Genomic DNA, 14,913 nt, shown 5'->3' with positions numbered 1-14,913 from the left:
TTATTATTCCTAAAAACGCTAGAATATAAGTAATATAGGAATGGAGAACTAATTATGGCTGAAAATGTAAGTATGGAACAATCTATTTATCAATTATTAAATGACGTAAATCGTAATTACTTTACTTCTAACCGTCAACTAAATAAGCAATCAATGTTGTACCAAACAATTGAGGAAGTTCAAGATAAGGGCTGGTTCAACGACTTAAAATTAGAAGAAATCGAAAATTATTCTTTGGCAACTGCCACTCTAAAGCCAGCTACTCTAACTAAAGATGGTATCAACAAACTTACTGAACTTAAAAAGATCTACGGCAAGGAGGACGATAAGTAATGGATATTGATGATTTAAAGAAACAAATGAGTGGTCGTTTTGAAAACGCCCCTATTCAATCATCAGCTTTTTACGCTGATCCTGAAGATCACCTGGATAATCAAAAAAAACTGCGCGTTACTCTAAAATCATTCACTGAAACTCAAAAAATGATCACACCATTTGCCTTACAAATTCTCTGTACACATTCAGAAATCACTCTGATGCCACTAGGGCTATTGGATTTAAATGAATTAAGAGACTGGGAAGATCAACAAAGAAAAGATACTGGAATCTTAGTTGGTAATCCTGACAAACGTACTGGTATGCCCTTGGTAATTCAATTTGAATCACATGTCAAAGAGTTCCCATCTGAAAAAAAGGTACTTGATGTCTATACTGACGATATGTTCAATCATTTCCATGAAACATTCAATGATCATATTTGGCCAGTTGTTATGAAATACTTGAACGAAAATCAAACAATCCTAAAAGAAATCGAAAAGAAACTCGATGAAGAACGTATTGAAGTTCGTGATTTAACGTTAAAACAATTGGAACCACTGAACGAATCTGAAATCAAAGAAAAACTTGGTGTTCCTTTAAAGAAAGATCAATTAGATCATTATTCAAATTACATCGCCGATATGAGTCAAGTTAATTCCATCATTACATCTTCGGGAACTTTTACTAAAGAACAAATATTAAAAGACAAGCCTTTCCCACAAATGATGAATTTGGCTGAGATGCGTAACACATTCTTCTATGTACTCGACAATACTTTCAACGAAATTTTATATTTCTACATTGAAGCCTACGGAACTAAGGATGCAAAATTAAAAAAACATCTCCAAACATTGCGCAAAAATTTGGCAGCACTAATGCGTCAAGATGCCTGGAAGAAATCCAATGACATCATTGAAAAAGAACAAAAATTCAATGCACAAAAGTTTTTCAGTTCAGTTTTCTTACCGATTGCTGAAAACCTCGAAGTTGAAATTGATAAATTCAAGTAAGGAGAATCGTTATGGCATCACCATTTGAACAATTTGAACACTTAAATCCAAAATTGATCAATTTGGAAGACTACATCCTCCACTTGATTGAATTAAATAAAGATGACATTATTTCCGAAGCTAGCGGATTTTTGAAATCTAGCCGTTTTCTTCACGGAGCATTCTTCTATCTATTCTCAGCATTTGGTACAACTGACGATCTACGTGAGAATGCCTTACAATCAGCTGCCGCCGCAACGCAAATGTTCTATATCAGAAATGAAATGATGCGCCGACATCAAGCGGGACCTGACTCTATCAAGTTAAACTTTATGGTCGAATACTTCTCCGACTTGATCGATGTAGAGTTACGCAAATGCTCAGCTGATGATGACGCCTTACAAGGCAAAATCGATGCTATTCAGGAAATAACTACGCAGCAATTATTAGCTGACGAGCAAATGGTTAAACCGGTCGAAGATATCGGTGAATATGTCAAACGTGTTGAAGGACGCTCAGCAGTGATGTTTGAATTTGCCTGCCGTTTTGGTGCCCAAGCTGCTCACGCCTCTGACATTATTGTTGATTCAGCTGGTGAGATCGGTCGAACAATTGGCATTGCTTATCAAATCAAGAGTGAAATCCTTGATCTGGTCGGGATCAACACTAATGATGATGAATTTGGGCCATTATACATGCTTCAAAGTGGCGAATTCACTTTGCCAGTTATCTTTGCAATCGGCAAAAAGGGTCCTGACTTCATGAATAAAATTGCTGAAGCTGGACGTACTGGTGAAAAAGCACTGGCCGAGACAGCTGAAGAAGTTATCGATAACGGTGTTGACGCTTCACAAGTTATGGTTAAGGAATATAAGGATCAAGCTTTATTCGACATTAATATGCTGCCTGAAATACCTGAAAAACATGACTTGCAGAAGTTAGTGGAAATGTTACTGTAATCATTCAGTATTAAAAATGGATACCTATAAAATGAAGAATTTCATAGGTATCTATTTTTTAACTTCTATACTTTAAACCAAATATTGCAAATCACTTGCTGGTGTTGGATATGCAAAAATCGTATTAACGATCTCATCATGAGTAAGTTTTTTGTTGATAGCTAATGTTAAATAATTGATCATTTCATCAGCTTCATTACTCATAAGTGTTGCTCCAACAATTTGATCATCTTTATTGAAGACTATTTTTGCTTTAGCGACTGGTTCATTAGTTCTATAATACGTAAACCACTTAGTTAGATCCTGATCGACTACTCGATAGTCATCAGGATTTTTTTCGGCTTCAGTTGTACTTACACCAACTTTGGCCAGTTCAGGTGAACCGTAAACCAACGTCGGAATTGCCGGGTATTCAATCTCTTTATCAGTCTTACCCAGAATCACATTGGATACATATCTAGCGTCAAATCCTGCAACTGGTGTTAGTTTAGGTTGCGATTTATCAACAACATCCCCAATTGCATAAATATTTTTATTTGTTGTTTGTAACTTATTATTAGTCTTAATTCCCTTAGTTGAGTATTCAACTCCAGCTTTTTCCAAATCAAGCTTATCTACATTAGGAACTCGGCCAGTTGCACCAACGATCAGATCACTTACTAAGTTAAAGTCACCAGCATCGATGACGTACTGCTCACCAAACTTGGCAATAGACTTCGTATCAACATTAAAGTGAAATGTAATTCCACGGCTTTCTAATTGCTTAACTAATGCATCCACGTAACCAGCATCGAATTCTTTTAGGGGTCGATCATTATGATGTACGATATGAACTTCAGCACCAGTTGAACTAGCGATAGTCGCTAGTTCAAAGGCAATGTAACCTGCACCGATAAAGGTTACCTTCTTAGGCATTGACTTCAAGTTCATGAAGTCAGTACTCGTTAATAGATGCTCATTACCTTCAATATTTAGACGACTTGGTCGTTGGCCAGTCGCAATCACAAAGTTATCAGCTTGATATATTTCATCATTAACACTGATTTGATCTTCAGAAATAAACTTGGGTTCACCATCAATTGCGGTTATTCCTGCACTTATCAGTCCATTGCGACTACCTTCAGGGATCTTACTTGTATAAGTATCTTTAAATGCTTCAATCTCTGGCCACTTAACATATGGCGCATCTCCAAAACCTTTTCCTTTTAATTGAGCCACACGATCACGTGCCTGTACACCACTTAGAAGCATCTTCTTGGGATCACAACCACGGTTAGGGCAAGTTCCACCCCATTGATAATTCTCAACTACAGCAACATCCTCACCTGCTGACTTGAGTGCATATGCCTCGGCCAATCCCGCGGGACCACCGCCGATAATAATTGCATCGAATTTATTCATCTTAACTAGTTACCTCCGAAAAGTTGACTAAAAAAATAGACCTCATAACATTTCTATTATAAGAGTCTACGTATAATTTTTTTAGTTATTTGCTTATTCTACAATTATGACAATTAGAATTCAGCGTTACCTGGTGTTCTAGGATAAGCAATGACATCTCTGATATTTTCCATACCAGTGATGTACATAATTAGTCGTTCAAAACCGATACCAAAGCCTGAGTGAACTGTACCACCATACTTACGTAATTCTAGGTACCACTTGTAGTCGTCTTCATTCATTTCAAGTTCTGACATTCTCTTTTCAAGTTTGTCAAGACGTTCCTCACGTTGTGATCCACCGATCAATTCACCGATTTCTGGAACTAATAAGTCAGCTGCAGCAACTGTCTTACCATCATCATTAGCACGCATATAGAATGCCTTGAAGTCCTTAGGATAGTCAGTAATGAAGACTGGCTTCTTGTAAACTTGCTCTGACAAGTAACGTTCATGTTCTGAATCAAGGTCAAGTCCCCAATAAGGTTTAACCTCAAATTCAACATCAGTAGCTTTTTCTAGAATATCGATAGCATCTGTATAAGTAACGTGCGCAAATTGTTCGCCAGCAGTAGCCTTCAAGCGATCGATCAATGTGTTATCCACGTTCTCATTCAAGAAGTCCAATTCTTCCTTGGCATGATCCATTACATAATTGATAACATACTTAAGTAATTCTTCGGAGCAGTCCATTTCATCTTGTAAGTCTGCAAAGGCCATTTCTGGTTCGATCATCCAGAATTCTGAAGCGTGACGACCAGTATGTGAGTTTTCAGCTCTAAATGTAGGACCGAAGGTGTATACATTTCTGAAAGCCAAAGCAAATGGTTCAACCTCAAGTTGTCCACTAACAGTTAAGTTTGTTTCCTTCTTGAAGAAGTCTTCACTGTAATCAACTTTGCCATCATCAGTCTTAGGAACATTATTCATATCAAGGGTTGTTACTTCGAACATTTCACCAGCACCCTCAGCATCTGAACTAGTGATAATTGGTGTATGAACGTAGACGAAGTCGTTCTTTTGAAGATATTCATGGATAGCAAAGGCAGCTAATGAACGAATTCTGAATACTGAGTAGAAAGTATTTGTTCTTGGACGCAAGTGAGCAATTGTTCTCATGAATTCATATGAATGAGCTTTCTTTTGCAATGGATAGTCAGCATCAGAAGAACCTTCTTCGATAACTTCTGTAGCGTGGATCTCAAATGGTTGTTGTGCTTTAGGAGTTAATGCTAATTCACCGACAACTTTGATTGTTGTGCTGATTGGGAACTTAACAACATCAGCATAGTTTTCCATGTCACTTGTGATAACTACTTGAACATTCTTGAAAAATGAACCGTCATTTAATTCAATGAAGCCGACACGTTTTGATCCTCTGATTGTACGAATCCAACCAGAAACAGTGATTTGATCACCGTCAGCAAATTCTTTTTTGTATAAATCTTTAACTAAAATATTTTGCATTTACTTCTCCTTATTATTTCCGAATACTATATAGAAACAAAAAAATCCTTCATCCCTAATAAAAGGGACGAAAGATTTTCCGCGGTACCACCCAAGTTTTTTTATAAAAAAACACCTCAAAGTATTATTCAATACTTACAATGGTAACGCATTGGCTTGCGTCTAAACCTACTCTCGAAATTTCAGTTAGAACAACAAAGATGTTTTTCGTATATACCGACACACCAAGCTCTCAGTAACCTCGGTTCCCTGTAGATAAAGTATATAGTACTCGTTCTTTTCATATCTAATATATTATATTTTCTTAAATGTAGCATATCTTTGTGCAACTTGTAAAGTACCAAATGGAATAGAGCAATTCAGCCTACTTACCTGAATCGTCGGCCTTGCCCTTATTTAAGTTAAGAACTGACATGAAGGCTTCTTGAGGAATCGAAACTTTTCCAACTTCCTTCATCCGCTTCTTACCAGCTTTTTGCTTGTTTAATAGCTTATCACGACGGGTTCTGTCACCACCGTATAGCTTAGCAGTAACATCCTTACGATAAGCCTTGACTGTGGCACGGGCAACGATCTTATTACCAATAGCAGCTTGAATAGGAATCTCAAACATTTGACGAGGAATAACTTCCTTCAAACGTGAGACGATGTCACGTCCACGTTGATAGGCGAAGTCCTTATGGACGATAAAGCTCAAGGCATCGACCGGTTCACCATTCAACAAGATATCCATCTTAACTAATTCACTTGGTTCATATTCTTCAACTCGATAATCCAGTGAAGCGTATCCTTTAGTATTTGATTTCAAATCATCGAAGAAATCAAAGATGATTTCTAGCAATGGCAATTTGTAGATTACGTTAACTCGATACTTATCTAAATAATCCATAGTTACAAATTGACCACGTTTGCGTTGGCATAATTCCATAACTGGGCCTACGAAGTCTTCGGGAACCATGATCTCGGCTCGTACATACGGTTCACGAACTTCTTTGATCTCAGAAGCATCTGGTAATTCAGCAGGATTATCGACGATTATTTCTTCACCTGAAGTAGTCGTAACGTGATAATCAACTGATGGTGATGTGATGATCAGATCCAAATTAAATTCACGCTCTAGTCGTTCTTGGACAACGTCCATATGGAGCAATCCTAAGAAACCGACACGGAATCCGAATCCTAAAGCTTGCGAAGTTTCAGGCTCATATTCCAAAGCAGCATCATTTAATTTTAATTTTTCGAGTGCTTCATGTAAGTCTTCATATTTAGCATTATCAACTGGATACATACCAGCATAAACCATCGGTGTACTCTTACGATAACCTGTTAATGGTTCATCTGTTGGATTATCGGCAAGTGTAACCGTATCACCAACTTGTGTTTCGACGACTGATTTGATACTGGCAGTGATATAGCCAACATCACCGGCCATTAAGTAATCACGTGAAACGGCCTTAGGAGACATTACACCAACATCTGTAACTTCGAAGGTCTTCTTATTACTCATCAATTCAATCGTGTCACCGACCTTAACTAAGCCTTCACGAACACGTACGTTCAAGACAACTCCGCGATAACTGTCATAAACTGAATCAAAGATCAACGCCTTTAGAGGTTTGTCAATGTCACCTTCAGGTGCTGGTACATCACTGACGATCCGCTCAAGCAATTCATCAATACCGATACCCGTCTTGGCACTAGTCATAACCGCGTCCGAAGCATCGATTCCGATCATCTCTTCGATCTCTTCTTGAACTTTTTCAGGTTGTGCTGATGGCAAGTCGATTTTGTTGATGACTGGAACAATCTCCAAGTCATTATCAATAGCTAAATAAGAATTAGCTAGTGTCTGTGCTTCAACACCTTGTGCCGCATCAACAACTAATAGTGCTCCCTCACAGGCAGCTAGTGAACGTGAAACTTCATACGAAAAATCCACGTGTCCCGGTGTGTCGATCAGATGGAAGATATAATCCTTACCATCTTTAGCAGTATATTCCAATTCGACCGCATTAAGTTTGATCGTAATTCCACGCTCACGCTCTAGATCAAGATCATCTAGAATTTGTGCCTTCATATCACGTTTTGCGACTGTATGTGTTTTTTCCAAAATACGATCAGCAATTGTTGATTTACCGTGATCGATATGCGCTACGATAGAAAAATTACGAATTCTTTTTTGTCGTTCTTTTAATTTGTCAAGATCCAGATCCATAAATGTTTCCCTTCTATCAATTACTTTAATTATTTAAGAATTAAATCTCATCTTATCTATTTTACACTATTTGAACCTATACCACCACGTAACAAGTACTCTTATTGAATGATAACTAGATAAGAATATAGCAAAAAAGAAGCCTTGAGTAAATTAACTTCAAGACTTCAATTTTATAATAGATTAACCATTAAAGGCATCTTTTATCTTATTAAAAAAGTTACTATCTTTTTCTTTTACTTTGTTTCCGCCTGCTTCCGCAAACTTCTTCAAAGCTTCACGTTGTTCACCTGACATCTTACGAGGTGTAACGATATTTACGGTAACTTTTTGGTCACCAATATTCTTGCTGTTAAGAACTGGAGCACCTTTACCACGTAATCTAAATGAGGTACCAGTTTGTGTACCGCTAGGAACTGTTAATTTAACTGGACCATGAACGGTATTAACCTGGATCTCATCACCTAGAGCTGCTTGAGGAAAACTGATATTTACTGATGAGTAAATAGTTGATCCATCACGCTGAAATTCTTTGCTTGCGGCAACATGGAAGACAATGTATAGATCACCATAAGGTCCACCGTTTTCACCGGCTTCACCTTGGCCATCAAGGCGCATTTGTTGACCATCTTCAACACCTGCTGGCACAGTAACTTTAAGAGTATGTTTCTCATTAACCTTACCCTTACCATGACAAATGTTGCATTTTTCTTTGATTTCTTTACCAGTACCACCACAGACATCACAAACAACTCTTGTACGCATGCGACCAAGTGGTGTTTGACGATCTACTTCGACATAGCCGGAACCATGACATTTAGAACATGTTTCAGGATGTGTACCAGGTTTAGCACCACTACCATCACAAGTCTTACAGATCTCTTCACGATCATAAGAGATGTCACTCTTCTTACCAAAGACACCTTCTTCAAAGGTCAGATCCATACGATATTGTAGATCAGATCCTTGTCTAGGTGCATTAGGACTTTGTCTAGCTGTACCGCCGCCGAAGAATTGACTAAAGATATCTTCGAAACCGCCGAATTGATCACCGCCAGCTCCACCACCGAAGCCACCAAAACCTTGGCCTTGGTTCATACCAGCTGATCCATATTGATCATAAGCTGCACGTTTTTGAGGATCCTTTAGTGTCTCATAAGCATCGTTGATCTCTTTAAATTTCTCTTCAGCATCAGGAGCCTTATTGATATCTGGATGATACTTTTTTGAAAGTTTACGGAAAGCTTTTTTGATTTCATCTTCAGAAGCGTTTTTATCCACGCCTAAAGTTTCATACGGATCTCTATCTGCCATTTAAAAATCACCCTTGTGTTGACTAGGACTCTACGTCCGATTTTATCTTTTATGCTCAAAAGAGCAGTTGTTAATACTATACCATTGTTGGTCTAGTAATTAAAATGACTGCTCTTTATCACAAATTATTATTATTTCTTATCTTTATCTGGGTCTACTTCTTCGAAGTCGCCATCAACTGTACCATCATCGGACTTCTTGCCGTCCTTTGAATCTGTACCTGTTCCAGTAGCACCTTGGGCACCACCAGCTTGTTGAGCACCTTGAGCTTGTTGATAAAGTTTTACAGAAAGATCTTGAACGATCTTATTCAAATCGTCACGCTTCTTCTTCATGTCTTCAATATCACCAGAGTCTTGAGCCTTCTTCAAAGCATCACGAGCATCTTCGGCCTTCTTGATTTCATCGTCAGAAACCTTACCCTTAATATCTTTAAGAGTCTTGTCAGTAGCAAACAATGCTTGTTCAACATCGTTCTTAACGTCTACTTCTTCCTTACGTTTGTTATCTTCGTCTTCGTGTTCCTTAGCTTCCTTCATCATTTGATCGATTTCTTCATCGCTCAAGCCTGATGAACTCTTGATAGTAATCTTTTGTTCCTTATTAGTACCAAGATCCTTAGCAGAAACATTTACAATACCGTTCTTATCGATATCGAACTTAACTTCGATCTGAGGTACACCACGTGGTGCAGCTGGAATGTCTGTTAATTGGAAACGACCTAAGGTCTTATTGTCAGCAGCCATTGGACGTTCACCTTGTAGAACGTGAATGTCAACAGCACTTTGGTTATCGGCAGCAGTTGAGAATGTTTGTGATTTACTTGTTGGGATAGTTGTATTTCTATCGATCAACTTAGTAAATACGCCACCCATTGTTTCAATACCTAATGAAAGTGGTGTGACATCAAGTAAGACAACGTCTTTAACATCACCAGAGATAACACCACCTTGGATAGCGGCACCTAAGGCAACGGCTTCGTCAGGGTTGATTGAGTGGTCAGGTGTCTTGCCTGTCCATTTTTCAACAGCATCTTGAACAGCGGGTGTACGTGTTGAACCACCATTTAAGATAACTTTATCAAGATCGTTGATTGTCAAACCAGCATCCTTCAAGGCATTGTCAACTGGGATCTTTGTCTTTTCAACTAAGTCAGCAGTTAATTCATCAAACTTAGCACGTGTCAAAGTTTCTTCCAAGTGAAGTGGGCCATTAGCACCTGATGAAATAAATGGAAGACTGATTGATGTTTGCATAACACCAGATAAGTCCTTCTTAGCCTTTTCAGCAGCATCCTTTAATCTTTGTAGAGCCATCTTGTCTTGTGACAAGTCAACACCGTTCTTGTTCTTGAATTGTTCAACTAACCAGTCGATAACCTTTTGATCAAAGTCATCACCACCAAGGTGTGTGTCACCATTTGTTGAAAGTACTTCGAAGACACCGTCACCTAATTCAAGGATAGAAACATCAAATGTACCACCACCAAGGTCATAAACAAGAATCTTTTCGTCACCCTTGTCGTTATCAAGACCATAAGCAAGTGCTGAAGCAGTTGGTTCGTTAACGATACGTTGAACGTTCAAACCGGCAATCTTACCAGCATCTTTAGTAGCTTGTCTTTGTGAATCATTGAAGTATGCAGGAACTGTAATAACAGCATCTGTAACAGGTTCGCCAAGATAGTCTTCTGAGAACTTCTTGATGTGTTGCAAGATCATAGCTGAAATTTCTTGTGGAGTATATGACTTGCCAGCAACAGTAACTTTGTAACCTGCTTCACCCATATGTCTCTTGATTGATGAAACTGTATCAGGGTTAGTGATTGCTTGTCTCTTAGCAACTTCACCAACTTGAATTTCACCATCTTTAAAAGCTACAACTGAAGGAGTTGTTCTTGCACCTTCGGGGTTAGCAATAATCTTTGGTGAGCCACCTTCAAGTACGGCAACAGCTGAGTTAGTTGTACCTAAATCAATACCAATAACTTTTGACATAAATATAAACCTCTTTTGAATTTTAATATTATTTATTAACTAAATTATGAAGAACTATTGTGCTACAACGACCATTGCTGGACGAAGTACACGATCTTCTAGCTTGTAACCTTTTTGTAGAACTTGGACAACAGTATCTTTTTCATGATCTTTATCAGCTGGTACAGTTTGAACCGCTTGACTATCAGTTGGATCAAACTTCTTACCAGCATTGTCGATAATCGTTACATGATTATCAGTCAATGCCTTAACCATATGTTGTTGAACCATTTCGATACCCTTCTTTAGTTGCTTGCCAGCATCATCGCTGACTTCAACTGCCAAAGCTCTTTCTAAGTTATCAATAACTGGAAGAATTTCTGTAGCCAATTTTTGACCATCATATTTAAGGATTCCGGCAACTTCCTTCTTATGACGATTATTCATATTTTGAATTTCAGCTTGGCTTCTCAAAAACTTATCTTCTAGTTCTGAATTCTTAGCCTCAAGATCCTTGATTTTTGCATCCTTAGGATCGATTTTGGTTACTTTTTCAGCATCCTTCTTTGCATCCTTAGCAGTGTCTTTTGCTTTTGACTCTGTCTTAGATGCGGTCTTCGTCTGTTCACTAGAAGATTTAATATCTTCTTGCTTCTCTTTATCTGCCATTACTTCCTCCTAAATATCAAGAATCATCATACCGTGAATAATAATCGATCAAGCGCTTTGCCAGCTCTTGTCTAAATTCACCTAATAACCCAATTAATTGTGAATAATGCATTGTTGTAGGACCAAGCAAAGCAATTACCCCTTTACCATGATGACCAACATCATAGTTTGCAGTGATAATACTGTAGTTCTTCAATGCATCGGATCCTAACTCACTACCTAAACGAACTCTGATTCCATCATCAGTGTCGTTGGGATCAAGCAATTTCTTCAAATCTGTACTTTGATTAATAATTGAGAATAATGATTGAACTTCTGATAGATCTTCGTTATTCGCGTAATTTAACAAATTCAATTGACCATCAACGAAATACTTTTCCGATCCGGCTTTTTTGAACAGCTGATCTATCATATCGATCAATCCATCGTTTGAATACATATACTCAGATAAGATAGCTGGTATATCATTGTGAAGCATCTTTAAAACTCGTGGCAACGGTTGTCCAACCAACTTATCATTAACAACTCTTACGATTTTTTCGATTAACTCTGTATCAAAGTTTTCATCGATCGTATAAATATTACTCTCAACATTATTGTCGCTTGTGACGATGATCGCCATAATTTGACGCGAATTCAAAGGTACGATCCTAAATCCTGTTAGGAGGATCGAACTACTCTCTGGTCCCAATGTGATTGCTGTATAACTAGTTAGATGAGATAAGATTTTCGCCGATTGTTCAATGATGTCATCAATTTGATGATATGTTTGACCAAAATCCTCGTCGATTCTCTTTGCGATATCTTGTGGTACGGTAGTTGGTTGTACCAAATTATCGAGATAATAACGATATCCCATTGCGGAAGGAATACGACCGGAAGATAAATGAGTCTTCTCTAAGTAGCCTATTTCTTCTAGCACTGCCATTTCATTTCTGATCGTTGCTGAACTGACGTGAAATGGTAATGCATTCATCAATGTTTTTGAACCAACCGGCTGGCCGGTATCTGTGAAAATGCGCACGACTTCTTTCAAGATTGCATCTTGACGTTCCGATAACATTCTACCGTCCTCCTTTTAGCACTATTCATATTGGAGTGCTAACAATGTAAAATATAACAATCTATGCTTATAGTGTCAAGTGGTGAGACTCATAAAATTAAAAATTTGCACAAAGAAAAAAGCAGGTCACAAAAACCTGCTAATATTAATGTTTCTTAAAGTAATTCAGTGAATCTTCTTTATCCTTGTGAAGCTGTTTGACCAAACCATCAGCATCACTGAACTTAACTTCGCCACGAAGATAGTGTAACCATTCAACGCGGACGTCTTTTCCATAAATGTCTTCATCAAAATCAAAGATATTACATTCGATCGTCACACCGGTATCTTCCTTAAAAGTTACATTGTATCCAACTGATGTCATCGATGGATACCATTTGCCGTCAATCTCAATACGAGTCACGTACACACCGATAGAAGGCTTTAACTGTGATTTGCTAGTAACCACATTGGCCGTCGGATAACCAAGCGTACGGCCACGTTGTAAGCCATGTACGACGGTTCCTTGATTCTGGTAGGAATATCCTAGTAATTCGTTAGCATAATCAACTCTATCGTTTAATATTAACTTCTTAATAGTGCTAGAGCCGATCTTTTCATCATTTATCATTTGCTCAGGCACAGTTATAACTTCAAATCTACCTTTAGCAAAGCTAGGGAGAGTCTCCATATTGGCGATATCCTTTTTCCCATAAGTGTAATCAAAGCCGGCAACGATATACTTGGTTCTCATTTTGACCATATAATCGTCGACAAACTCCTGTGGTGGCAAACTAGCGAATTCTGAAGTGAATTCAACAAAGTATAAATAATCGACACCTAGTTCTTCAACTAACTCAGCTTTGCGTTCCATAGTGGAAATATATTTATAATTTTCTTCATGTTGATATATTTCTCGAGGTGAACGATCAAAAGTCAAAAGAACCGATTTTAGTCCTTTTTGACGTGCCAAATCTACCCCACGTTGAATCACTTTTTGATGGCCACGATGAACTCCGTCAAAAAATCCCATGATCAATACGATATCTGATCCTGGTATTTGATTATTCTTCAGCGGATGTGTAACATTCACGATCTCCATCAGTTCATCCCCTTAATCATTATTTAATAACATAGTTTCTGGAATCCACAATTGACGCTCATCATTGTATTTATAAATTGCTTTAGTTACATGATTGCGAGTAACACGCATCAGATTGGACTTGTCATAACCTGATAAATCCAAGAATCCGCCATGCAGTACACGGACCTCCCACTCCTCATCAGTCAATTCATGTGCCTGCATATCGGATAATACATCATCAGTGCTCCGCAAGAAATCATGATTTCCTTCTGACATCATACGCTCAATATCAGCCAATTTGTATGTTTCATCGATATTGAATCCAGCACTTTCTGTTCTCGTCAGCTTGGACATAAATGACGGTACGCCAAGTAAATCACCGTATTCGACGGCCAAGGTTCTAACGTAAGTACCTTTGGAACATTTAACGTGGAATCGTAATTTTTGTGTTCCTGTTTCCGAGTCAAACTCGGGTTCGTCCAACATATAAAAATCATAAATATGAATATGACGTTCTGGTCGCTCTACTTCTATCCCAGCTCGAGCATATTCGTATAATTTCTTTCCATTAACCCGAACAGCTGAGAACATTGGCGGAATTTGAGTCAAATCACCTATCATTTTTTGGAAGTTAGCATTCAATTCTTCCTTAGTAAAGGCTTGATCCAGCTTTACTTCCTTTACAGTCTCACCTTCACGGTCTTCAGTAGTTGTTGATCTGCCTAGAGTTATCTCACCTTCGTATTCTTTAGGTGAACCTGTTAAGCGATTTACTAACTTAGTTGCCTGGCCAACACAAATTGGTAATACTCCATCAACTAATGGATCTAGAGTACCTGTATGACCAATTTTTTTTGTGTGCAAAATTTTTCTTAATTTATAAACATAATCAGAACTTGTCATTCCAATTTCTTTATTTAGGGGAATTACTCCGTTCATTGCTATCTCCCGATTCGATAAAATTATTTACTTAAACATATCAATGACTATTTTACTAGTAATCTTATACAATAACATTCATTTTTTTAAGTTACTTACAAAAAAAAGACCCAACAATGTAAATTGTTGAATCTTTAATTCTATTTATTAGCTTCGTCTTGGTGCATTTTAGCGATCAAACGATCAATTTTTTCACCATATTGAATGGATTTATCTTGTTTGAATTCCAATTCCGGAATCTTGTACAGTGTCAGTCTTGGAGCTAACTCTTTACGAATTAATCCCTTGGCTTTATCCAATCCTGCTTGAGTATTCTCAATATCTGCATCTTTTTCAGACAAGATACTGTAATAAATAGTAGCGGATTGCAAGTCACCTGTCATTTCGACTCCAGTAACTGTTACGCCTTGTACACGAGGATCACGAACACGTTTTAATAGAATGTCATTTACTTCTTTTTGAATCTCTTGTTCTACACGACCGATTCGATGTTTTACCATAT

The 14,913-nt window shown here is 37.9% G+C and carries 13 protein-coding genes and 1 other annotated feature; of the genes, 3 read left to right on the top strand and 10 right to left on the bottom strand.

Going from position 1 to position 14,913, the window contains the following annotated elements:
- Window positions 1–54 precede the first annotated feature (54 nt).
- The 3 genes from U8519_RS01385 to U8519_RS01375 are packed head-to-tail and all read left to right on the top strand — an operon-like array spanning window position 55 to window position 2,266.
- Window positions 55–333: a hypothetical protein gene (locus tag U8519_RS01385; protein WP_334328537.1), complete on the top strand. Its 279-nt coding sequence runs from the start codon at window positions 55–57 to the stop codon at window positions 331–333.
- Complete coding sequence (locus tag U8519_RS01380; RefSeq protein WP_334328536.1) at window positions 333–1,328, top strand: hypothetical protein; 996 nt, start codon at window positions 333–335, stop codon at window positions 1,326–1,328. Before U8519_RS01385 ends, U8519_RS01380 begins: the two co-directional genes overlap by 1 nt.
- A gap of 11 nt (window positions 1,329–1,339) precedes the next feature.
- Entirely contained in the window at window positions 1,340–2,266 is a 927-nt protein-coding gene (locus U8519_RS01375) for a polyprenyl synthetase family protein (protein WP_334328535.1), read from the top strand.
- Window positions 2,267–2,338: 72 nt separating this feature from the next.
- Here the strand turns inward: U8519_RS01375 and U8519_RS01370 are convergent, their stop codons facing one another.
- The 10 genes from U8519_RS01370 to rbfA all read right to left on the bottom strand — a co-directional run bounded on the left by U8519_RS01370 (window position 2,339) and on the right by rbfA (window position 14,911).
- Complete coding sequence (locus U8519_RS01370) at window positions 2,339–3,667, bottom strand: dihydrolipoyl dehydrogenase family protein (protein WP_334328534.1); 1,329 nt, start codon at window positions 3,665–3,667, stop codon at window positions 2,339–2,341.
- A 113-nt stretch (window positions 3,668–3,780) separates the two neighbouring features.
- Window positions 3,781–5,172: an asparagine--tRNA ligase gene (gene asnS, locus U8519_RS01365; protein ID WP_334328533.1), complete on the bottom strand. Its 1,392-nt coding sequence runs from the start codon at window positions 5,170–5,172 to the stop codon at window positions 3,781–3,783.
- A gap of 60 nt (window positions 5,173–5,232) precedes the next feature.
- Window positions 5,233–5,465 (bottom strand) — a binding site (T-box leader).
- Window positions 5,466–5,536: 71 nt separating this feature from the next.
- Window positions 5,537–7,387 carry a translation elongation factor 4 gene (gene lepA, locus U8519_RS01360; protein WP_442892106.1) on the bottom strand — a complete coding sequence of 617 codons (1,851 nt, stop codon included), beginning with the start codon at window positions 7,385–7,387 and terminating at the stop codon, window positions 5,537–5,539.
- Window positions 7,388–7,570: 183 nt separating this feature from the next.
- Window positions 7,571–8,701, bottom strand: coding sequence for a molecular chaperone DnaJ (dnaJ, locus tag U8519_RS01355; protein ID WP_334328532.1), 1,131 nt, complete (start codon window positions 8,699–8,701; stop codon window positions 7,571–7,573).
- Window positions 8,702–8,832: 131 nt separating this feature from the next.
- The gene (gene dnaK / locus U8519_RS01350; protein WP_334328531.1) at window positions 8,833–10,698 is read right to left on the bottom strand and encodes a molecular chaperone DnaK; all 1,866 of its coding nucleotides are present in this window, start codon (window positions 10,696–10,698) and stop codon (window positions 8,833–8,835) included.
- Window positions 10,699–10,752: 54 nt separating this feature from the next.
- Window positions 10,753–11,346, bottom strand: a complete 594-nt coding sequence (gene grpE, locus U8519_RS01345; protein WP_334328530.1) for a nucleotide exchange factor GrpE — start codon at window positions 11,344–11,346, stop codon at window positions 10,753–10,755.
- Between the two features lie 16 nt (window positions 11,347–11,362).
- Complete coding sequence (gene hrcA / locus U8519_RS01340) at window positions 11,363–12,409, bottom strand: heat-inducible transcriptional repressor HrcA (RefSeq protein ID WP_334328529.1); 1,047 nt, start codon at window positions 12,407–12,409, stop codon at window positions 11,363–11,365.
- A gap of 145 nt (window positions 12,410–12,554) precedes the next feature.
- The gene (gene ribF / locus U8519_RS01335; protein ID WP_334328528.1) at window positions 12,555–13,490 is read right to left on the bottom strand and encodes a riboflavin biosynthesis protein RibF; all 936 of its coding nucleotides are present in this window, start codon (window positions 13,488–13,490) and stop codon (window positions 12,555–12,557) included.
- A gap of 12 nt (window positions 13,491–13,502) precedes the next feature.
- Entirely contained in the window at window positions 13,503–14,411 is a 909-nt protein-coding gene (gene truB, locus U8519_RS01330; RefSeq protein WP_334328527.1) for a tRNA pseudouridine(55) synthase TruB, read from the bottom strand.
- Window positions 14,412–14,551: 140 nt separating this feature from the next.
- Window positions 14,552–14,911, bottom strand: coding sequence for a 30S ribosome-binding factor RbfA (gene rbfA, locus U8519_RS01325; protein ID WP_125588657.1), 360 nt, complete (start codon window positions 14,909–14,911; stop codon window positions 14,552–14,554).
- Window positions 14,912–14,913 lie beyond the last annotated feature (2 nt).

The sequence above is a fragment of the Companilactobacillus sp. HBUAS59699 genome (assembly GCF_036913575.1).
Lineage (GTDB): Bacteria > Bacillota > Bacilli > Lactobacillales > Lactobacillaceae > Companilactobacillus.
Note: the sequence above shows the minus strand (reverse complement) of the source record. Positions and strands in the feature narration are given on the sequence as shown.